Source organism: Cellulomonas sp. URHD0024 (assembly GCF_000426185.1).
Taxonomy (GTDB): Bacteria; Actinomycetota; Actinomycetes; order Actinomycetales; family Cellulomonadaceae; genus Cellulomonas.
On sequence record NZ_AUEW01000001.1, the window covers coordinates 883,700 to 904,202 of the forward strand.

Below are 20,503 nucleotides of genomic sequence, written 5' to 3' on the forward strand. Positions count from 1 at the left end.
AGGGAGGAATCACACCGGCCGAGGGTGCCCCCGACACGGCTGTGCACGGGGCAACGTTTGTCGACTTCCCACAACCCGGACCCTATGCTCGGCCCATGTCCAGCACCCTCGACGGGCCCACGAAGGCTCCCCCGGCACGCCCGCGACGGACACCGCCGGCTCGGTTGACGACGCCCGCGTCGGACGCGCGCGGCGGACCTGAGACGCAGCGCCGCGTACGGGAAGGCGCCGGCCTGCTGTCAGCGGCGGCGATGCGCAGGCTCGACGAGGACCTGGAGTGGTACCGCGCGCTCCCCGCCGAGGACCGCTCCTGGGTCGGCCTGATCGCGCAGGCCGGGATCACCGCGTTCGTCACGTGGTTCGCCGAGCCGACGCGTCCCCCGCACGGCGTCGGTGACATCTTCGCGACCGCACCGCCTGAGCTCACGCGGTCGATCTCCCTGCAGCACACCCTGCAGCTCGTGCGTGTGGTGGTCGACGTGGTCGAGACGAACAGCGACCGTCTGGCCGCACCCGGCGACGAGCGGGAGGTCCGTGAGGCAGTTCTTCGCTACTCCCGGGAGGTCGCGTTCTCGGCAGCCGAGGTCTACGCCAGAGCGGCTGAGATGCGCGGCGCGTGGGACGCCCGGCTCGAGGCGCTGGTCGTGGACGCCCTGGTCCGCGGGGACGCGGACGACGCGCTGCGGTCGCGGATCGCGGCGCTGGGATGGAGCGGACGAGGATCGACGCTGGTCATGGTGGGCACGACGACCTCCGCACTCGACGACGTCCGCGCCGCCGAGCTGCGCAGAGCGACCCGTCGTGCGGCCGGCGACGCGCTCGTCGGCATCCAGGGGGACCGTCTCGTCGTCTTCCTCGGTGGGGAGGGTGACCTCCGTGCGGCGGCGTCGACCCTGCTCCCCCGGTTCGGCCCGGGACCCGTCGTGATCGGGCCGGTGGTCGGCGATCTCACCGACTCGGCGAGGTCCGCCCGAGCAGCGCTGTCCGGCTTGCTCGCCGCGCCCGCCTGGGAGGAGGCTCCGCGACCCGTGCAGGCCGACGAGCTCCTGCCCGAGCGGGTGCTGATCGGTGACGAGACCGCTCGTCGGACGCTGGTCGCGCAGGCGTACGGCCCGCTCGCCGCCAGCCAGGGCTCGCTGCTCGAGACGCTCTCCGCCTATCTCGGCACGGGACGCTCCCTGGAGGCCGCTGCGCGCACGCTGTACGTGCACCCGAACACCGTCCGGTACCGCCTGCGCCGGGTCGCCGACGTGACCGGCTGGGATCCGCTCGACGCCCGCGAGTCCTACGTCCTGCAGATCGCGTTGGCGCTCGGCCGCCTGGACGCGGCCTCTTTGTAGGAGAGGTACAAGGCCGCCCGGGAAGGTTGGTGGACGCCGTGACCGGGTGATGCGGCGCCGGGACGGCAGAGTTGGGGGCGTGCTCGTCGTCGTCTGCCCTGGTCAGGGCGCCCAGTCCCCCGGCATGCTCGCCCCGTGGCTCGAGCTGTCGTCCGTCGCCGAGTCGATCGCGAGGGCCGGTGCCACCACGGGCCTGGACCTGGTAGCCCACGGCACCACGTCCGACGCCGACACGATCCGTGACACGGCCGTGGCCCAGCCGCTGCTGGTGGCGTCCGCGCTCGCCAGCCTGCGCGCGGTCCTCGACATCGACGCCGGCGCCCCGCTCGCCATGGCTGCCGCGCCGTTGCTCGACGCCACCGCGGGCCACTCCGTCGGGGAGCTGGCCGCCGCCGCGATCGCTGGTGTGCTGACGGACGACGAGGCCCTGCGCCTGGTGACGATCCGCGGCGCTGCGATGGCCCGCGCGGCCGCCACGACGCCCACCGGGATGAGCGCGGTGCTGGGTGGCGACCCCGACGAGGTCCTTGCCCTGCTTGCGCAGCACGGGCTCGTCCCCGCGAACGTCAACGGCGGCGGGCAGGTAGTCGCAGCCGGGACGCTCGACGCACTGGCCGCGTTCGCCGCGGCCCCGCCTGCGAAGGCACGCGTGATCACCCTGCAGGTTGCCGGCGCGTTCCACACGCAGCACATGGCCTCGGCGGTCGCCGAGCTGCGAGCGGCGGCCGAGGACGTGACACCGGGCGAGCCGATGGTGCCGCTGCTCACCAACTCCGACGGGTCCGTGACGGCCTCCGGCGCCCGGGCCGTCGAGCTCATCGTCGCCCAGGTCGCCAACCCCGTCCGCTGGGACCTCTGCCAGGCGACACTGCAGCGGCTCGGGGTCACCGGGCTGCTCGAGCTCGCGCCCGGCGGCGTGCTCACGGGGCTGGCGCGGCGTACGCTGCCCGGGGTCGAGACCGTCGCCGTCAAGACCCCCGCCGACCTGGACGCAGCACGCGACCTCATCCGTCGGCACGGCGGTACCGCCGCGAACACCATCCCCGCGAACAGCCTGGAGAACCCGTCGTGACCCGTCCCACCCTCACGCAGGCCACCGGACCGGCGCACACCCGCATCCTCGGCCTCGGCGGCGTCCGCGGCGAGAACGTGGTCACGAACGACGACATCGCCGGCCCGATCGACTCGTCGGACGAGTGGATCCGCCAGCGCACCGGCATCGTGACGCGTCGCCGTGCGGGGGCGGGCACCGACGTGATCGACCTCGCCACGGACGCCGCCAACCTCGCGCTCAAGGACGCGGGCCTGACCGGCGCGGACATCGACGTCGTGATCCTGTCCACGGTCACGTACTTCCACCAGACCCCGGCGGGCGCCGCGATCATCGCTGACCGCATCGGCGCCTCCCCCGCGGCCGCGTTCGACATCTCCGCGGCGTGCGCCGGGTACTGCTACGGCATCGGCCAGGCAGACGCCCTGGTGCGCGCCGGAACCGCGCGCAACGTGCTGGTCATCGGAGCCGAGAAGATGAGCGACTTCGTCGACCCCACCGACCGCTCGATCTCCTTCCTGCTCGGCGACGGAGCCGGCGCGGTCGTCGTCGGCCCCTCGGACACCCCGGGGATCGGCCCGACGATCTGGGGCTCCGACGGTGCCCAGGCGCACGCGATCCGTCAGACGCACTCGTGGCTCGCGACGCGCGACGAGGGTCTCGGCTGGCCCACGCTGCGCCAGGAGGGCCAGAGCGTCTACAAGTGGGCCGTCTGGCAGATGGCACCCGTCGCGCAGAAGGCGATGGACGCCGCGGGCGTGACGGCCGACCAGATCGAGGCGTTCATCCCGCACCAGGCGAACATGCGGATCATCGACCAGATGATCAAGACCCTGAAGCTTCCGGAGTCCGTCGTCGTCGGCCGGGACATCGCCGACACCGGCAACACGTCTGCGGCCTCGATCCCGCTCGCGACCGAGCGACTGCTCCGCGAGGGACAGGTGTCCAGCGGCGCGCTCGCCCTGCAGATCGGCTTCGGCGCCGGTCTGGTCTATGCGGCGCAGGTCGTGGTCCTGCCCTGAGTCATCTGTCGGTGCGGCCCCCCCTGTACCGTTCGTCCGACCCCACACAGCACGAACCCGACTAACGAGGAGATACCGATGGCGTACAGCGAGCAGGAGATCCTGGCCGGACTGGCCGAGATCGTCAGCGAGGAGACCGGCCTTCCGACGGACTCCGTCCTGCCCGAGAAGTCCTTCACCGACGACCTCGACATCGACTCGCTGTCGATGATGACGATCGTCACGCTGGCCGAGGAGAAGTTCGAGGTCACCATCCCGGACGACGAGGTCAAGAACCTCGCGACCGTCGGCGACGCCGTCAGCTTCATCGCGGGTGCGCAGGCCTGAGCCTGTCCCACCCCGGGTCCGTCCGGGCCGGCGCATCCCGTGCCCGCCCGGGCGGTCCACACCTGAACAGCCCCCAAGATCCGACCTGGAGCACCGATGAGCCACGTACCTGATGTCGTCGTCACGGGACTGGGCGCGACCACCCCGCTGGGTGGGGACGTGACCAGCACCTGGGCCGCCGCACTGAACGGCGAGTCCGGTGCGCGGCGCTTCGACGACGCCTGGTTCGAGCGGGCCGGGACCTTCGGCATCCCCGTCGAGTTCGCGGCGACCATCAAGGTCGACCCCGGGGAGGTCCTGACCCGTCCCGAGCAGAAGAAGATGGACCCGTCCGCGCAGTACGCGATCATCGCGGCCCGCGAGGCCTGGGCCGACGCCGGTTCGCCCGAGGTCGACGGTGACCGGCTCGGGTCGGTCGTCTCGTCCGGCATCGGCGGCCTGCAGACCATCCTCGACGCGTGGGAGAAGCTCCTCACCAACCCGGACGGGGGCGCCCGTCGCGTCCTGCCGATGACCGTCCCCATGCTCATGCCCAACTCGCCGACCGCCTACGTCTCGCTGGAGTTCGGTGCCCGGGCCGGCGCGCACGCGCTCGTCTCGGCCTGCGCGTCGGGCGCCGAGGCGATCGGCTACGGGGTCGAGATGATCCGCAGCGGACGCGCGGACGTCGTCATCGCCGGTGGTACCGAGGCAACGATCCACCCGATGCCCGTCGCCGCCTTCGCCGCGTCGCGCACCCTCTCGCTCCGCAACCACGACCCCGAGGGCGCGTCCCGCCCGTACGACGTCGACCGCGACGGCTTCGTGATCGGCGAGGGCTCCGGCATCGTCATCCTCGAGAGCGCCGAGCACGCCGCCGCGCGTGGCGCCCGCGTCTACGCGCGGATCGCCGGCATCGGTCTGTCCGCCGACGGTTACCACATCACCTCCCCCGAGCCGTCGGGCGACGGTCAGATCCGCGCCATGAAGGCCGCGCTCGAGGAGTCAGGGATCGCGCGGACCGACATCGTGCACGTCAACGCGCACGCGACGTCGACCGTGGTCGGTGACCTCATCGAGGCCCGCTCGATCCGCGGTCTGCTGGGTGACGAGGCCGACCACGTCGCCCTCTCGGCCACCAAGTCGATGACCGGCCACCTGCTGGGTGGCGCGGGCGCTCTGGAGACGATCTTCACCGTGCTGGCGCTGCACGAGCGGCAGGCACCGCCGACGATCAACGTCGAGAACCCCGACCCCGAGCTGGTGCTGGACCTGGTCCGCGACAAGCCCCGCGCGCTGCGGGACGGCCAGATCGGTGCCGTGAACAACTCGTTCGGGTTCGGCGGACACAACGTCGCCCTGGTCGTCGCCTCGGTCTGACGCCCGGGTGACGCTCAGCGCCGCTGACCGTCAGCAGCGGACCGTCAGTACCCGCTGAACGTGTCCGTCCGGACACGCCGGACGCCTGCGCCACGCAGGACCTTGCGGGCGTGGTCGACCATGCCGGGCGAGCCCGAGACGTAGCCGACCCGGCTCGCGGCGTCCGGGACCTGCGCCCGCAGCAGCTCTGCGTCGAGCAGGGGCGCGGACACGTGGGTCCAGCACTGGGGCAGGTCGTCGGGGATCGCCGGCGACACGACGACGACGCGCGCGCCCGAGGCGAGCAGCACGTCCGGGTACGCGGGGGGGTCACCAGGACCCAGGAGCAGGACGACCACGACGTCGCGCGGGTCGCCGGAGCGCACGAGGGACGCGAGGTGGCTGACGAACGGGGTCACGCCGATCCCGCCCGCGACGAGCAGCAGCGGCACCGAGGCGTCGCGCGGGAGCAGGAAGTCGCCACCGACGGCCGTGGCCCGTACGAGGCCCCCCTCGGGGACGGAGCTCAGGGCGGCCTTGAAGGTGCTCGGTGCGTCCGAGAGCCGGAACGCCACGGTCAGCTCGTCGCCGGGCGCGCTGGACATCGAGAACACCCGCCGGGAGCCACGCCCGTCGGCGTCGGCGTGCGGGATGTGCAGCTCGATCCACTGCCCAGGCTCCCAGCGCACCGGGTTCTCGGGCGCGAAGGCGACCTCGCGCACGCCGGGGACGACGGTCCGGTGCCCCTGCACCCGGAGGTGGACCGCACGACGCTGACCGAACAGGAACGCCAGGACGTTCCCCACCAGCAGCGCCAGCTCCGGCGAGCTGTACACCGAGCCGAAGTGGAACGGCACGAACGTCAGCGCACCGACCACAGCCGCCTCGGCGAGCTGCTGTCGTCGTCGCGGCGGCAAGGTCAGCGGCTCGGTGAGCATGAAGCACGCGGCAAACACGAGGGGGTAGGACTGGAACGCGGTGACGAGGGCGTCGAGCGGCGGGGACCCGTCGGAGACGAGCCGGGAAACCACGACCGCCAGCGACGCGACGAGATAGGTGGCCACCAGCAGTGCGCGCCGCGTGCGCAGGACGACGGCGAGCCCGGCGAGGGCGACCACCGGCAGCAGCGCCGGCGTCGCGACCCACCACGCTGCAGGGAAGCCGCCGAACGGCACGGCGACGAGCCCCCCGAGAAAGGCGCCGGCCGCCGCGGGGTTGAGCAGGTGCCGGGCCCGTACCGCGATCAGGAACTTGGAGAGGCCGGCGACGACGGCGGCAGCCGCGATCGTGAGGAACGAGGCCACGTTCAGCTGTGGCCAGAACAGGAGCGCGAGGATGAGCCCGGTGATCACCGAGGACTCGACGTGCACGCGCGTCCGCCACAGGGCGCCGCACAGTCGGCTCGTGAGGGCCGTGACGGCGACGGCCACGACCGCGCCCAGGAAGATCGCCAGGGGGTCCTGATGCACCGAGCCGACCAGTGCCAGCACGATCGCGGACAGGAGGATCGCCCCGAGGGCCCACGTCGTGACGCGGTACATCGTGGTCTTCCCGAGGGATCCGGACAGGCCGCTCATGCGAAGACCTCCCCCTGGAGGCCCAGCGAGTAGCGCAGCCGCCCGTCGGACCCGAGCCGCGCGTACGTATGCGGAATCGCGGCTTCGAGCAGGTCTGCATCGGCGAAGAAGTGCGCGGTCGCCAGACCGTCGGCGACCATCGCGCACGGCGCCACCACCCACGTGGCAGCCACGCGCTTCGTGGGCATGCCCGTCCTCGCGTCGAGGACGTGGTGCAACCCGTCACCCCAAGCCCGTCGGTCCACCGCCGAGCCGCACAGCGCGGCGTCGGCAAGCTCCACCACACCGACGGCACGCGTCGCGTCGCCGGGCTGCTGCAACGCGACCCGGAACGCCTCACCCCCGCGGTGCACCAGGTCGCCGCCGGCGTCGACGACGTACTGCTCGATCCCGCACGCCCTCAGCTCGGCGGCGACGAGATCCACGAGCTGACCCTTCCCGGCAGCGCCGACGTCGAGCAGCACGGGTTCTCGAACGACCAGCACATCGCCGTCGCGCTCGAGCACGGCATCCCAGGCGGGTGCCGCCTCGGGTGCGCCGGAGGGTCGCAGGGAGTAGTCGGCGTCGTAGCCGAGGCGAACGAGGCTCCGCCCCACCAGGGGTGAGACCGCCCCGTCCGTGACTCGACCCAGCAGCGCGTAGAGGTCGAGCAGTGGCCCGGCCTCGGCGGGCAGGCGGTAGGTGCCCGCCTCCCGCGCCATCAGGCTGACCAGCGAGTCGGCTCGGAACCGCGACCAGACGGCGTCGTACGCGTCGATCCGGTCACGGACCCGCCGCAACGTGACGACGTCGAGCGGTCCGTCGAGGTAGATCGACCAGCGGGTACCTATCGCGTCGAACGACGCATCAGGCGTGCGCATCGGACGCGATCTGCGCCAGCGCCGCGTTGAAGCCCTCCGGCGTGAGGGACGCGCCGGAGACGACGTCGACGTCCGCGTCGGCGACAGCCTTCCCGACGACCACGCCGGACACCGCGGAGGCGAACGCGCTCTGGAACTTCTGGCTCATCGGGTTGGTCGCCGCGGGCGTCACGGCGACAGCGGTGATCACGCCGTCCGCGAGCGTGACGGAGACCCCGATCGACTCGTCACCTGCCGGGGACGTGTAGGCCCCGGTCGCGGTGTAGGTGCCGTTCTTGTAGTCCGAGACGTTCGTGGAGGAGGGTGCTGACTCCGTCGCGGTCGTGCTCGCGGCCACGTCCGCGCCGGTCCCGTGGTCCGTCGACTGCGAGCAGGACGCGAGTGCCGCGACCAGTGACGCTCCGGAAACGAGCGCGACCGTGTGCCTGTGGGGTGTCCTCATGGGAAGTGCTCCAAGTTCGTGCCGACCAGCGGCGTGAGATCGCGACTCTGGAAGCACTGTAGAGAATTTCACCCGCTCGCCGCCAAGCCGGTCCAGCACCCGGGCGATCCAGGCATCCCGGGCATCCACCCGCGAACCAGGTTCAGCCCAGGCGGGTGGGCCCTCCGGCCCAGCACACGGAGCTCTCCCTACGGAGCTCGGCCCACGGTGGCCCTGCAGCAGTTCGACGTGCCGGACGAGCGGCGCGCTCAGCCGACGCGGTGCAACCAGCGCACCGGTGCGCCTGCGCCGGCGTACCTGAACGGCTCGAGCTCGTCGTCCCACGCCTGCCCGAGCGCGAGGTCCAGCTCGGTGCGCAGCCGGACCGGGTCGGCCGCGTGCTCGAGCGCGGCACGGATGCGGTCCTCGGGAACGACGATGTTGCCGTGCACGTCCGTCGCGGCGTGGAAGATGCCGAGCTCCGGGGTGTGGCTCCAGCGCGACCCGTCGACCCCGTGGCTCGCTTCCTCGGTCACCTCGTAGCGCAGGTGCGCCCAGCCTCGCAGCGCAGAGGCGAGCCGCGCGCCGGTGCCCTGGGCGCCCTGCCACGAGTGCTCGGCGCGGTAGAAGTCGGGTCCGGCCGGCTGCTCCGTCCAGTCGAACGCCGCGCGTCCGCCCAGCACGTTGCCCGCCGCCCACTCGATGTGGGGGCACAGCGCGCGGGGTGCGGAGTGCACAAAAAGAACACCGCGGGTGATCGCACCTGCCATGTCGTCCTCCTGAACGGGCTTCGAGGTTCGTCTTCCCCAACGACCTCAGAGCGTCCAAGCAACGGCACCCAGATGAACACGGTCTCGCGGCGTGCTGGTCACAGCATGCACGACGCCTGCCCCGCGCGCCAGCCTGACGCCCGGCGAGCCTGCGACCTCGCCGCCCTCAGAGCTGGTCGCGGATCGTCCGCATGGCCTTCTTGCGGACGGACCGCTCGAGGCGGTCCAGGTAGAGCATCCCGTCGAGGTGGTCCACCTCGTGCTGCAGGCAGCGGGCCATGAGCTCCGTGCCCTCGACGACCACCTCGTTGCCGTCGAGGTCGGTGCCGACGACGCGGGCGTACCAGGCGCGCTTCGTCGGGTACCACAGTCCGGGGACCGAGAGACAGCCCTCGTCGCCGTCCTGGTACTCGTCCTCGGACAGCTCGACGATCACCGGGTTGAGCACGTAGCCCACCTCGTCGTCGATGTTCCAGGAGAACGCGCGCAGGCCGACCCCGATCTGGTTGGCCGCCAGGCCGGCGCGCCCGTCGGTGTCCACGGTCTCCACGAGGTCCTCGACGAGCCCACGGACGCGGGCGTCGATCGTCGTGATCGGGTCACAGGGAGTGCGCAGGACGGGGTCCCCGACGGTCCGGATCTCTCGCATGGCCATGCGGTGATCCTTTCATGGCCGCCGCCCTCCCGAGGCGCGGGGCGATCCAGGTTGTGACCAGGCTGACACCGCCTGCCGACGTCCGTGCGTCCCACTGGCGTTATCTTTGTACTGACCAGTCAGTCTAAGGAGCCTCGTGTCGACCATGACCCCACCCCTCGCCGCACACGCGCGTGCCCTCGGGCTGACGGGAGATCGCGGAACCGTGTACGGGCCGCTCGACCTCGACATCACCGAGGGGTCGCTCTCCGTCCTGCGCGGTCCCCAGGGGTCAGGCAGGACCAGCATCCTGCTCACTCTGGCGGGTCGGATGATCCCTGACCCGTCGTCCCGGCTCGTCGTGCTCGGGCACCGGCTTCCCGCCGATCGTCCAGCACTGCAGAAGGAGGCGGCGCTCGCAGGCTTCGCCGGGATCGACGAGCTCGACGACTCCGTGACCGTCGCGCAGCACGTGCGCGAACGCCTGGCGTGGCTCTCCCCGTGGTACCGGCGAATGCGCCGGCCGAACCAGTCCGTCGTCGACGCAGTCCTCGCACCCGTCTACGGCGACGTGCCGGTCCCGGCAGCGGAGACGGTGGTGTGGCATCTCGACGAGGTCGACGCCCTCCTGCTGCGCATCGCCCTCGCGATGGCCCAGCGGCCGCGCCTGCTCCTCGTCGACGACCTCGACCAGGTCCACGACCCGGCTCGTCGGCGCCTCGTCTGGGATCGGCTCGACGCCCTCACCGGCGACGGGCTGACCGTCGTCGCCGCCAGCGCAGCCCAGGCGCCGCACACCGTCCTCGACCTCTCCATCTGAAGGACTCCACATGCTCTCCTTGACCTCCGGATCCGAGCTCCGCCGCTTCCGCCGCGGACGGCTCCCCCGGGTCGCGGTCGCCGTGATGCTGCTCGTCCCCCTGCTGTACGGCGCGCTGTACCTCTGGGCGTTCTGGAGCCCGACCGCGCACCTGGATCGTCTGCCGGTCGCGCTCGTGAACTCGGACACGGGAGGCACGCGGACAGACGGCGGGCGACTCACGGCCGGCGCCGACCTGACGGACCAGCTGACCGGTGCGGACGCACTGGACTGGCATCTCACGGGCGCCTCGGACGCGGCGTCGGGCGTGCGGGACGGCACGTACTACTTCTCGGTCACGATCCCCGACGACTTCTCGGCGGCACTGCTGTCGGCGGGCGGGGACGCGCCGACGAGCGCCCGGATCGACGTGACCTACAACGACGCCAACTCGTTCATCGGCACGACGCTGGGCCGCGCCGCGATGACTCAGGTGCGGGACGCGGTCGCGGCGACCGCGGGTCAGGAGGCGGTCGACCAGGTGCTCGTAGGGCTCGGCTCCGCCCGGGACGGCCTCTCCGAGGCGTCCGATGCCGCCGTCTCGCTGCACGACGCCGCGAGGACGCTCGGCGACGGCGCGACACGGGTCGCTGACGCGGCCGGGCAGGCGCGCGCCGGGTCGGCACAGCTTGCGGCCGGCTCCGTCACGCTCAGGTCCGGCGCGGCACAGGTGGCCGACGGCAGCGCCGCGGTGGCCGACGGAGCCGGGAGGCTCTCCGAAGGCGCCCAGGCGGCGAGCGGGTCCAGCGTGGCCCTCGCCGCCGGGACCCGGCAGGTCGCCGACGGTGTCCACGAGGCGGTCGGGCAGGTCGACACCGTGAGCTCGGGCCTCGCACAGGTCGGCGGCTACCTGCAGGGCCGCGCTGCCGCGGGCGACCCTGAGGCGGCCGCACTGCTCGCCGCGCTCGGCTCGGCCGACCTACCCGGCATGGCGACCCGGCTGCACCAGCTCGACGCGGGCGCTGCGCAGGTCGACTCCGGGGCGACGGCGCTGCGCGACGGCCTCACGACCCTGGCCGGGAGCGCTCAGACGCTGTCGACGGGCGCGACCTCCGTGGCGGACGGGGCGTCACGGCTCTCCGACGGCACGGCGGACGCTGCCGTCGGCGCCGCGACGCTGGCCGCAGGCACCGCCGCGCTCGCCGACGGAGCGTCGCACGTGGCGAGCGGTACCACCCAGGTGAGCGACGGCACGCGGCAGCTCGCGGAGGGACTCGACGCCGGTACCGCGCAGATCCCCGACGACTCGTCGGCCCAACGGACCGCCCGCGCCAGGACGATCGCCAACCCCGTCGCCCTCGAGTCGACCGACCTCGCCACGGCGGACAGCCTCGGCGAGGGCTTCGCCCCGATGTTCCTGCCGATGGCGCTCTTCGTGGGCGGCATCGTCACCTGGCTCCTGATGCGTCCGCTGCCCACCCGGGCGCTCGCCACCCCGGCGGCCGGCTGGCGGGTCGCCATCGCCGGGTACCTGCCCGCGCTGGCCATCGGCACAGGTCAGGTCCTGTTCCTTCTCGGCGTCGTCGGACTCGGGCTCGGCCTGCACGTCGGTCACCCCGTCGGTACGGCCGCGTTCCTGGTCCTCGTCGCCGCGACGTTCCTGGCCGTGCAGCAGATGCTCATCGCGGTGCTGGGGCCGGCGGCGGGCAAGGTGGCGACGATCGCGCTGCTGATGCTCCAGATCACCTCGGCCAGCGGCACGTACCCGGTGCAGACGACGCCCGCGTTCTTCCAGGCGCTCCACCCGATCCTGCCGATGACGTACGCCGTCCAGGGTCTGCGCGACCTCGTCACCGGATCCCCGGACGCCCGGCTGTGGTTCGCCGTCGGATATCTGGTTGCCGTCCTGCTGGCCTCGCTGGCTGTCACCTCGTGGAAGGCCGGCCGGATGCGCACCTGGACGATCGCCCGGCTTCACCCGGCATTGACCCTATGAGTGCTCGAGCGATCTGCGAGGCTGCCGACATGCGTGCCACGGACACCAAGCAGCAGATCGTCGACGCTGCGCTCGGGCTGGTCGCCGAGCGCGGCTTCTCGGCCACGTCCGTCGACGACATCGCCGCGGCCGCCGGCGTCGCCAAGGGCAGCGTCTTCTACAACTTCGGTTCCAAGGCCGGACTGTTCGACTCGATCATCAGCGAGGGCGTCGGGCGCCTCACCGCAGCCCTGCGATCAGCGGCCGAGGGGCTGCACGGCCGCGATGCGCTGGAGGCGCTCGTGACCGAGCTGCTCGCCCAGATCGAGGCCCATCCGAACTTCGCGAAGCTGATGGCCGCCGAGTCCTTCCGCACGGGTCGCAGCTGGCAGCACGCGATCCAGCAGCTGCGCGACGAGTCGATCGGCACCTTCGCCGACGTCGTCGCGGAGGCCTGGCCCGAGCGCAACGCGCTCCTCGCGGCTGCCGCGCTCTTCGGGGCGACGCTGCTGGCCGGGCTCGAGTGGCTGGTCTTCGAGCCCTACCGCACGCTCGCGGAGGTCCGCGAGGCGGTCTTGGCGACCATCGCCTGATCCGTCGCCCCACCCCGGACATGCAAGAAGCCCGCCGTTCCCGGCGGGCTTCCTGCGTCGTCCCGTGGGACGTCAGTGTGTGTCGAGATCACTCGCCACGCTGCGTGGGAACACCCGTGAGCAGCGAGCGGACCTCGGACTCGTGGAAGCGGCGGTGGCCGCCCAGGGTACGGACCGCCGAGAGCTTGCCGGCCTGGGCCCAGCGCGTGACCGTCTTGGGGTCGACGCGGAAGAGGACCGCAACCTCACCGGGGGTGAGAAGGGCGCCCTGCGAGAGGGGGGCTTCGATGGTGGGAACAGCCATGATCGTTCTCCTGTCGTTCGGTAGCTCGGCTGGCCTCGTGGGCCCCGTGGCTTTGCGTCCCCGCCTTGCAGCGGGTTTGCCGTTTGTCGCTGACAAGGGGAACTATGCCCGGATCTGGACAGGTGTGCAACAGGCGGAAACGGCGGTTTCGCGCGCAAACGGGTGATTCAAACCCTCCAAAACCGGGCGGACGGCCCCCTTCACCTTCCCTCGGAGAGGGGTCGTGTGTCAGCACCTGGCGGACGGTGCTGGCGCCGCGTCGCCACGGCGGCTCCCCTGCCAGATGCCGTCTGACCAGGAGTTATGTCGAGGGGCGAAGGAACCCGACACCTGTCCGTTTCGTCACGCGCGTCCCGCGCGGCGCGCCGTCCCGCCGCCTCCTGGGCACCTGTCCAACTTCCTCCCGGGACAGATGCGACAGACCCGGGCAGACTTCCCGACATGTGACGCGTTTCACCCGTTTGCCGTAGAGATGGGGCGCCTGCGAGGGGCGCGCGTCGTCGCGAGGCAGTCCGTCGACGGCGCTCGAGCCCGACTCGGAGGGGATCCTGCGCCGCCGGTTCGCGAGCTCCTTCGGTAGTGTTCCACTGCCCCAGTAGCTCAGCCGGTCAGAGCGCCAGACTCATAATCTGAGAGGTCGTCGGTTCAAGCCCGACCTGGGGCACTGCGCCACGCGGGTACCGTGCTGCCGTGGCCTTGTTCTCCCGTCGACGACTCCCCGACGCCGTTCGCGCGCGCCTCGAGCTGCGCCCCGGCGACGCCGTCCTGGTCAGCACCGAGCTGACCGACGAGCGGTGGGTCGTCGCCAGCCGCCTGGCGCTGCACGTGCTGGACGCCGGACAGGATGCCGTCCGCTACCCGTGGTCGGACGTCGACCACGGCGCCATGGACCCGGCGACCAGGACGCTGAGCGTCCGGTGGGTCTGGGGGCGCACCTCCCGGTTCGTCTTCACCGACGCTCCCGGGTCGACCGCGTTCGCGCAGACCTTCCGTGAGCGGGTCCAGCAGTCCGTGGTCCACGCCGTCGCCATTACGCTCCCCGACGGGCAGCGCGTCCGAGTCGCCCTGCGCCGCGGCGAGGACGGCGAGCTGTTCACGCAGGTCCTCGGCGAGGGCTCCGTCGACCTGTCCGACCCGGCGGTCGCCGCGGTCGTCGACGCGGCGGAGGACGAGGTCCGCGATGCCGTCGGGCTCCCCCGCTGAATGCAAGAGCAGCCCCCGACGGCTGCTAGAGTTTTCCCCGCACGATCCCTCGTAGCTCAATTGGCAGAGCATCCGACTGTTAATCGGACGGTTACTGGTTCGAGTCCAGTCGAGGGAGCCACTATCAGCGCAGGTAAGGCCGCCTCTCGAGGCGGCCTTCGTGCTTTCGTGCCCACTACGTGCCCAACACGGGACGACACTCCGTTCCGCCTGGGGAGCATCCGGGCACTCAACTTCGGGCCTTCAGTCGAGGCCGGACCCAACGGTCGCCACGGAGCCACGCATAGCCGAACTCTCTCTGCGGCAGCGTCCGAGCAGCGCGTCCGACGTCACGCGCACGATCTCGCACAGGTCCACAACGTAGTGGCTTGAAGCGCACGGCCACGTCTGAGGCGTCGGGATGCACACGCACGTCGAACGCCGCACCTGGGGCAACACAGCGGCTACGTTCTCCACGTGGATGCGCCCGGCGCGATCGCGTTGGCCCTCGGGCTCCTCGGAGCGTTCGTCGGGCAGCCACCTCGGCGGCGAAGGCTGTGGCCGGGCCTGGCCACTGCGCTCGTCGCATCAGAGCGCTCGAGCCCTCGCCGCTGCTGCGACAGAGCGGCAATGGCGTCGCCGAGGTCGACCAGGCTAGCCTGCGCGCTGCCCGGCGCGGTGGGCGACGTCTGCCTGCGGTACTTGGACGCGGCCGGCAACCTGGTGACCTCGGACTTCGACGAGCGCGTCCTCGGCACCTCCCCGGAGGCTCTGCTGTCGATCCCGCGACACATCGCCGTGGCCGGCGGCACGCGCAAGGTCGCCGCCATCCGGGGGGCGCTGCGCGGCCGCTGGGACAACGTGCTTGTCACCGACGTACTCAGCGCTCGAGCACTCGTCTACGGCGCGTGACCGGATCGCGGGTCCCGGAGGCGGTCGCCCCGATCCGGGCGGGTCGTCCGGTCGTCGTCACCGACCGCCGACCACCCCGGCCGGGAGGACGAGGGCGGCCTCGTCGTCGCCGCCCGGAACGCGAGCCCCGGAATCGTCGCGTTCATGATGGACCGGTGCAGGGCGCTTCTGATGTGTCCCGGTCACGGCCGACTCCCGGCTCCTCGACCTTGCTCCGATGGTGGCCGACAACCGGGACGGTCTGCGCACCGCGTTCACCGTCTCGGTCGACGCCACGGTCGACATCACGACGGGTATCTCTGCCGCCGACCGGGCCGCGACCACCGCCGTGCTGTGGCGGCCCGGCTCGACCGCCGCCGACCTCGTCCGCCCCGGACACATGTTGCCCCTGGTCGCCCATCCGGGCGGCGTCGCCGCGCGCCCGCGTCACACCGAAGCGGCAGTCGACCTCGCCATCCTCACCGGACTGGAGCCCGCCGGGTCATCTGCGAGATCGCCGACTGCGACGGCGTGACGCTGCGCGGCGTCCGGCCGCGCCGCTTCCCGTCGGCACGGGTTCGTGCAGGCGGCAGCCCCGTCGAGCGCCGCCGGGTCGTCAGTGGACCCAGCGGGAGTCGATGTTGAACTCGCGGGCGACGGACCCGATCTGCTCGAGGGTCAGGCCCTCGGCGCGTCCGCCGGCCACGAGATCCATGTACTCGTAGCGGGCACCGGTCTCGGCGTACTCGACCCGGTCGACGGCCCGGGTGACGGACACGTCCGAGCGGGCCATCACGCCGTGCTTGGACCAGAGCACGATCTCGAACTCACGCAGGCCCTCGACGTTGGCGGCCATCAGCTCGGCGGACCCCGGGATCATGAACTCCAGGACGCCCACACCGGCCGACAGGGACACGATCGACTCGGGTTCCCAGCGCAGGATGCGGGCGTTCATGGCGGCGGTGTCCCGGTAGGCGGGGATGTGCGACAGGTAGGTCAGGTTCATCGGCTGGGCGTGCACGACTGCCTGGAACTCGACACCTCGGCGCCGGACCTGGTCCTGGTGGACCCCGAGGTGGGAGTTGAACTCGCTGGTCAGCTTCTCGAACAGTCGGCGCGGCGAGGTGTGCAGGGTCGCGGTGAGGCCGTCGGCGTGGACCAGGACGGCGCCGATGTTGGCTTCCGGGTCGTCCTGGATCTGCCGCAGACGGCGCCCGGAGCCGGTGACCAGGATCGTGTGACCCGCCAGGGCCGGTGCGGGGGCGGGCAGATCGATCCGTTCGGTGATGGGGAACCGGCGGCGCACCTCGATGTCCCAGCCGACGTAGATCGAGAGGTTCCCGGCGCCGGCCTCGGAGGCGTCGATCTCGCAGATCCGGGCGCCGGCGGCACCCATGGACACGAGGAGCTCCTCGAGGTCGGGGCGCGGCGGGGTCGAGTACATGGTGTTCCTCACTGTCAGGGCTGCGGTCGTGTCCGCAGTCGGTGTTCGGCCTGCTCCCAGGCCGTGCTGGTACCGGTGGGTTCCCACCGGACGAGTTCGGTGGAGGCGGCGACGACCTCCCGGATCGCCGGCAGACCACCTGCCAGGTCCCCCAGTGCCCACGCCTGCACGAGCAGGTTGCCCATGGCGGTGCCCTCGGCCGGTCCGGCCAGGACGGGCAGCCCCGTGGCGTCGGCGGTCAGCTGGCACAGCAGACCGTTGCGCGATCCCCCGCCGACGACGTGAAGGACCCGCACGTCGCGGCCCGAGAGCTCCGCGACGGTGCGCAGCGCACGGCGGTAGGCCAGCGCCAGGGAGTCCAGGATGCAGCGGGTGATCGACGCCTCGTCCTCGGGGACCGGCTGCCCGGACGCGCGTGCGGCGTCGCGGATCCGGGCGGGCATGTCGCCAGGAGCAGCGAAGACCGGGTCGTCGACGTCGATCACGGTCCGGCAAACCGGCACGTCCGCGGCAGCTGCCAGGAGCTCGACCAGCGAGGACGTGTGCCCCTGGGCGCGCCAGGTGCGTTGCGACTCGGTGAGCAGCCAGAGGCCGGCCACGTTCTTCAGGTAGCGCACGGTCCCGTCGACACCCAGCTCGTTGGTCACGTTCGCCAGCCGCGACGCCTCCGTGCGGACCGGCGCGGTCAGCTCGACCCCCACGAGCGACCAGGTTCCCGAGGAGATGTAGGCGGCGTGCTGCGGGTCGGCCATCGGGACGGCGGCGACCGCCGAGGCGGTGTCGTGCGATCCGACGGCCACGACCAGTCCATCGCCCCAGCCGAGGTCCGCCCGCAGATGGCCGAGAACGGCGCCGGGTTCGACGAGGGGAGGCAGCAGCAACGAGACGCTCGCGCCGACCGCCTTCTCCAGATGGCCGAGGACCTGTGCGCTCCAGGCGCGCGCGCCGACGTCGAGCAAGCCCGTGGTCGAGGCGTTGGTGACTTCGGCGACCCGGCCGCCGCCGAGCCACGCCGTCACGAGGTCCGGGACGAGCAGTGCCTGCTCAGCAGCGCGCAGCTGCACGGTTCCCGCGGCCGACAGCAGCTGGAACACGGTGTTGAACGGCTGCACCTGGGCACCCGTGAGGCCGTAGTGCTCCGCCGCGGGCATCGTCGCGAAGAACCGGTCCGACGCCCCGAGGGTGCGTTCGTCGCGGTAGTGCACCGGGTTGCCGAGCAGCGCACCGTCCGCGTCGAGCAGGCCGTAGTCCACGGCCCACGTGTCGACGCCGACCGAGTCGAACCCGCCCCGCCGATGGGCGGCCTGCAGCCCGGCTCGGATGCCCGACCACAGCGAGAGGACGTCCCACTGCAAGACCTGGCGTCCGCCCGCAGGCACCCTCACCGGTGTGTTGTCGAAGCGGGCGACCTCGTCCGTCAGCAGCCGGCCCCCGGACAGCCGCCCGGTCAGGACTCGACCACTGGTGGCGCCCAGGTCGACCGCGGCGTAGGTGTTCATGGGTAATCGGTCCGGCGTCTCTCAGGCACCCCAGCCGGCCTGCGCGCCGCCGACCCGCTCGTCGGCGATCCGCCGCCCGTACCCGGACACCGCGTACGCGGCCATGGGGTCCGCCGGCAGACCGCGCTCCTCGCGCCACGCCGCCAGCGCGGGACGCACGTCGGTGTAGAACGCGTCCATGAACATCCCGTTCGCGGTCAGGACGTCACCAGCGTCCTGCGCGACCCGCAGCTCGGCCAGGTCGACCAGCAGCGCCCGGGCGGTCATCTCCTGGACGTTGAGCACCGAGCGGATCTGCCCGGGGATCTTGTCCTCGATGTTGTGGCACTGGTCGAGCATGAACCGCACGGGCGACCCGGCGTCCAGGCCTCCCCCACGGACGACCTCGAACAGGATCCGGAAGAGCTGGAACGGGTCGGCGGCACCCACGATCAGGTCGTCGTCGGCATAGAACCGCGAGTTGAAGTCGAACGACCCCAGCCGACCCAGGCGCAGCAGCTGCGCCACGATGAACTCGATGTTCGTGCTCGGAGCGTGGTGGCCGGTGTCCAGGCAGACCAACGCCCGCTCGCCCAGCGCCGTCACGTGCGCGTAGGACGTGCCCCAGTCCGGGACGTCCATCGTGTAGAAGTACGGCTCGAAGATCTTGTACTCCAGGACCAGGCGCTGCTCCACCGACAGGCGCGCGTAGATCGTCGCCAACGACTCGGCGAGCCGGTCCTGGCGGCCGCGGATGTCGCCCTGACCCGGGTAGTTGGTGCCGTCCGGGAGCCAGATCTTCAGGTCCTGCGAGCCCGTCGCATCCATGACGTCGATGCACGCGAAGTGGTGGTCGATCGCCTTCTGGCGAATCCGCGGGTCCGCGTGCGTCAGCGAGCCGAACTTGTAGTCGTCGTCCTGGAACGTGTTCGAGTTGATCGTCCCCAGCCGAACACCGAGGCCCTGCGCGTAGTCCGCCAGCTCGGCGTAGTCCTCGACCACGTCCCACGGGATGTGCAGCGCGACGCTCGGGGCCAGCCCGGTCAGGCGGTTCACCTCGGCCGCGTCGGCGAGCTTCTCCCGGATCGTGCGAGGCGTGCCCGGGGTGCTGAAGACCTTGAACCGCGTGCCGGCGTTGCCGAACGCCCACGAGGGCAGCTCGATCGCCTGCGCGGCGAGAACGTCGAGCTGGTCGGTGCTGAGGGTGGTCATGGCTTCTCGTTTCGCTCGGGTCTTCAGTCGTGGTGCGCACTGCATGGCCGTCGACGGACGGACGCGGCCGGCGGGAGCCGACCGCGCCCTGGTCCCTCACAGCAGGTCGTGAAGCAGTTGCTCGATGTCGGCGATCGACGCCTCGCGCGGGTTCCCGCCGGCGCACACGTCCTCGAACGCGGCCTTCGCGAGCGCCGGCACATCGGCCTTCGTCGCGCCGACCTCGCTGATGCTGGTCGGGTTTCCCAGGGCTTGCGTCAGACCGGCGACCGCGCTGACGGCCGCCTCGCGCGCCTCGTCGATCGGCATCACGTGTGCGCCCTCGACGCCGAACGCCGCGGCGATGTCGCGGTACTTCTCACCCGTGGCCGGGGCGTTGAACGCCATCACCGGCGCCAGCAGGATGCCGTTGGCCACGCCGTGCGGCGCGGAGTAGAAGGCGCCGAGGGGGTGCGCCATCGCGTGCACGAGCCCGAGGCCGACGTTGGAGTAGCCCATCCCGGCGACGTACTGGGCGAGGGCCATCCGGTCCATCGCTGCTTCGTCGCCGTCCGCGGCCGCGGCCAACGATCCGGCGATCACCTGGATCGCCTTGAGGTGGAACAGGTCCGACAGCTCCCACGCCCCCTGGGTGACGTACCCCTCGATCGCGTGCGTCAGCGCGTCCAGGCCGGTGGCGACCTTGAGCGCGCGCGGGGCCGTCGCCATCATCTTCGGGTCCACCACCGCGAGCACCGGGATGTCGTGGGGGTCCACGCAGACGAACTTCCGCTGCCGTTCCACATCGGTGAGGACGTAGTTGATCGTCGTCTCCGACGCGGTGCCGGCCGTGGTCGGCACCGCGATGATCGGCACGCTGGGGTGCTTCGTGGGCGCGACGCCCTCGAGCGAGCGGATGTCCGAGAACTCGGGATTGGTGACGACGATGCCGATCGCCTTGCAGGTGTCCTGCGGGGAGCCGCCGCCGATCGCGATGAGGACGTCCGCGCCCGCAGCCTGGAACGCGGCCACGCCCGACTGCACGTTCTCGATCGACGGGTTGGGCTGGACGTCGCTGTACACCGTGTACGGGAACCCCGCCGAGTCCAGCAGGTCGGTGACCCGTGCCGTCACGCCGGTGTCTACCAGGACCCGGTCCGAGACCACGAACGCCTTCCCGAAGCCCCGGTGTGCGAGCTCGTCGGGGATCACCTCGATCGCGTCCGGACCGAAGTACGCCGTCTGGTTCCAGACCATTCGCTGCGCCACCGTGCACCCGCTTTCGTCGTGTCGACCTCGTCGTTGT

The 20,503-nt window shown here is 71.7% G+C and carries 20 protein-coding genes, 2 tRNA genes, 1 pseudogene and 1 riboswitch; of the genes and pseudogenes, 13 read left to right on the forward strand and 10 right to left on the reverse strand.

Features of this window, described 5'->3' with window-relative positions; translation table 11 throughout:
• Window positions 1-95: 95 nt before the first annotated feature.
• The 5 genes from I847_RS21830 (at window position 96) to I847_RS0104155 (ending at window position 5,099) form a co-directional block, all read left to right on the forward strand.
• Window positions 96-1,340, forward strand: coding sequence for a CdaR family transcriptional regulator (locus I847_RS21830; protein ID WP_081680407.1), 1,245 nt, complete (start codon window positions 96-98; stop codon window positions 1,338-1,340).
• 79 nt (window positions 1,341-1,419) lie between these two features.
• Entirely contained in the window at window positions 1,420-2,412 is a 993-nt protein-coding gene (locus I847_RS0104140; protein ID WP_028048685.1) for an ACP S-malonyltransferase, read from the forward strand.
• Window positions 2,409-3,413, forward strand: coding sequence for a beta-ketoacyl-ACP synthase III (locus I847_RS0104145; protein ID WP_028048686.1), 1,005 nt, complete (start codon window positions 2,409-2,411; stop codon window positions 3,411-3,413). Before I847_RS0104140 ends, I847_RS0104145 begins: the two co-directional genes overlap by 4 nt.
• A gap of 78 nt (window positions 3,414-3,491) precedes the next feature.
• Window positions 3,492-3,740 carry an acyl carrier protein gene (locus I847_RS0104150; RefSeq protein WP_028048687.1) on the forward strand — a complete coding sequence of 83 codons (249 nt, stop codon included), beginning with the start codon at window positions 3,492-3,494 and terminating at the stop codon, window positions 3,738-3,740.
• A 96-nt stretch (window positions 3,741-3,836) separates the two neighbouring features.
• On the forward strand, window positions 3,837-5,099 hold the full coding sequence (locus I847_RS0104155) for a beta-ketoacyl synthase (protein WP_028048688.1): 1,263 nt from the start codon (window positions 3,837-3,839) through the stop codon (window positions 5,097-5,099).
• 44 nt (window positions 5,100-5,143) lie between these two features.
• On the opposite strand, the gene I847_RS0104160 is transcribed toward I847_RS0104155, so the two are convergent.
• The 5 genes from I847_RS0104160 to def all read right to left on the reverse strand — a co-directional run bounded on the left by I847_RS0104160 (window position 5,144) and on the right by def (window position 9,361).
• Entirely contained in the window at window positions 5,144-6,655 is a 1,512-nt protein-coding gene (locus tag I847_RS0104160) for a hypothetical protein (RefSeq protein ID WP_028048689.1), read from the reverse strand.
• Window positions 6,652-7,515 carry an FAD:protein FMN transferase gene (locus I847_RS0104165; protein WP_028048690.1) on the reverse strand — a complete coding sequence of 288 codons (864 nt, stop codon included), beginning with the start codon at window positions 7,513-7,515 and terminating at the stop codon, window positions 6,652-6,654. Before I847_RS0104165 ends, I847_RS0104160 begins: the two co-directional genes overlap by 4 nt.
• Window positions 7,502-7,957: an FMN-binding protein gene (locus tag I847_RS0104170; RefSeq protein ID WP_028048691.1), complete on the reverse strand. Its 456-nt coding sequence runs from the start codon at window positions 7,955-7,957 to the stop codon at window positions 7,502-7,504. Before I847_RS0104170 ends, I847_RS0104165 begins: the two co-directional genes overlap by 14 nt.
• A gap of 248 nt (window positions 7,958-8,205) precedes the next feature.
• Window positions 8,206-8,706: a DUF3145 domain-containing protein gene (locus I847_RS0104175; protein WP_028048692.1), complete on the reverse strand. Its 501-nt coding sequence runs from the start codon at window positions 8,704-8,706 to the stop codon at window positions 8,206-8,208.
• Between the two features lie 166 nt (window positions 8,707-8,872).
• Window positions 8,873-9,361, reverse strand: a complete 489-nt coding sequence (def, locus tag I847_RS0104180) for a peptide deformylase (RefSeq protein WP_028048693.1) — start codon at window positions 9,359-9,361, stop codon at window positions 8,873-8,875.
• Window positions 9,362-9,506: 145 nt separating this feature from the next.
• Between def and I847_RS21835 the strand changes: the two genes are divergently transcribed.
• From I847_RS21835 to I847_RS0104195, 3 genes are read left to right on the forward strand one after another with little or no spacing between them, the layout of a single operon-like run.
• Complete coding sequence (locus I847_RS21835) at window positions 9,507-10,160, forward strand: ATP-binding cassette domain-containing protein (RefSeq protein ID WP_081680471.1); 654 nt, start codon at window positions 9,507-9,509, stop codon at window positions 10,158-10,160.
• Between the two features lie 10 nt (window positions 10,161-10,170).
• Window positions 10,171-12,135, forward strand: a complete 1,965-nt coding sequence (locus I847_RS0104190; protein ID WP_028048694.1) for a YhgE/Pip family protein — start codon at window positions 10,171-10,173, stop codon at window positions 12,133-12,135.
• Between the two features lie 29 nt (window positions 12,136-12,164).
• Complete coding sequence (locus I847_RS0104195; protein WP_028048695.1) at window positions 12,165-12,707, forward strand: TetR/AcrR family transcriptional regulator; 543 nt, start codon at window positions 12,165-12,167, stop codon at window positions 12,705-12,707.
• An 88-nt stretch (window positions 12,708-12,795) separates the two neighbouring features.
• Here I847_RS0104195 and I847_RS0104200 read toward each other — a convergent pair whose 3' ends face one another.
• Window positions 12,796-13,011, reverse strand: coding sequence for a BldC family transcriptional regulator (locus tag I847_RS0104200; RefSeq protein ID WP_028048696.1), 216 nt, complete (start codon window positions 13,009-13,011; stop codon window positions 12,796-12,798).
• A 16-nt stretch (window positions 13,012-13,027) separates the two neighbouring features.
• Window positions 13,028-13,102: riboswitch (cyclic di-GMP riboswitch) on the reverse strand.
• Between the two features lie 498 nt (window positions 13,103-13,600).
• On the opposite strand from I847_RS0104200, the gene I847_RS0104205 reads away from it, so the two are divergent.
• From I847_RS0104205 to I847_RS0104225, 5 genes and pseudogenes are all read left to right on the forward strand, one after another.
• Window positions 13,601-13,675 (forward strand) — tRNA-Ile (locus tag I847_RS0104205).
• Between the two features lie 26 nt (window positions 13,676-13,701).
• A complete protein-coding gene (locus tag I847_RS0104210; protein WP_028048697.1) occupies window positions 13,702-14,214 on the forward strand; it encodes a hypothetical protein in 513 nt (170 codons plus the stop codon).
• 45 nt (window positions 14,215-14,259) lie between these two features.
• Window positions 14,260-14,335, forward strand: a tRNA-Asn gene (locus I847_RS0104215).
• Between the two features lie 488 nt (window positions 14,336-14,823).
• Window positions 14,824-15,105, forward strand: coding sequence for a sugar-binding domain-containing protein (locus I847_RS27000; RefSeq protein ID WP_196804461.1), 282 nt, complete (start codon window positions 14,824-14,826; stop codon window positions 15,103-15,105).
• Window positions 15,106-15,289: 184 nt separating this feature from the next.
• A pseudogene (locus I847_RS0104225) lies at window positions 15,290-15,619 on the forward strand (3,4-dihydroxy-2-butanone-4-phosphate synthase); the annotation flags it as partial.
• 81 nt (window positions 15,620-15,700) lie between these two features.
• Here the strand turns inward: I847_RS0104225 and I847_RS0104230 are convergent.
• The 4 genes from I847_RS0104230 to fucO form a co-directional block, all read right to left on the reverse strand.
• Entirely contained in the window at window positions 15,701-16,528 is an 828-nt protein-coding gene (locus tag I847_RS0104230) for a class II aldolase/adducin family protein (protein WP_028048700.1), read from the reverse strand.
• A gap of 14 nt (window positions 16,529-16,542) precedes the next feature.
• Window positions 16,543-18,027: a rhamnulokinase family protein gene (locus I847_RS0104235; RefSeq protein ID WP_028048701.1), complete on the reverse strand. Its 1,485-nt coding sequence runs from the start codon at window positions 18,025-18,027 to the stop codon at window positions 16,543-16,545.
• Between the two features lie 21 nt (window positions 18,028-18,048).
• Complete coding sequence (rhaI, locus tag I847_RS0104240; RefSeq protein WP_028048702.1) at window positions 18,049-19,218, reverse strand: L-rhamnose isomerase; 1,170 nt, start codon at window positions 19,216-19,218, stop codon at window positions 18,049-18,051.
• Window positions 19,219-19,314: 96 nt separating this feature from the next.
• Window positions 19,315-20,454 carry a lactaldehyde reductase gene (gene fucO, locus I847_RS0104245; protein ID WP_034608831.1) on the reverse strand — a complete coding sequence of 380 codons (1,140 nt, stop codon included), beginning with the start codon at window positions 20,452-20,454 and terminating at the stop codon, window positions 19,315-19,317.
• Between the last annotated feature and the right edge of the window lie 49 nt (window positions 20,455-20,503).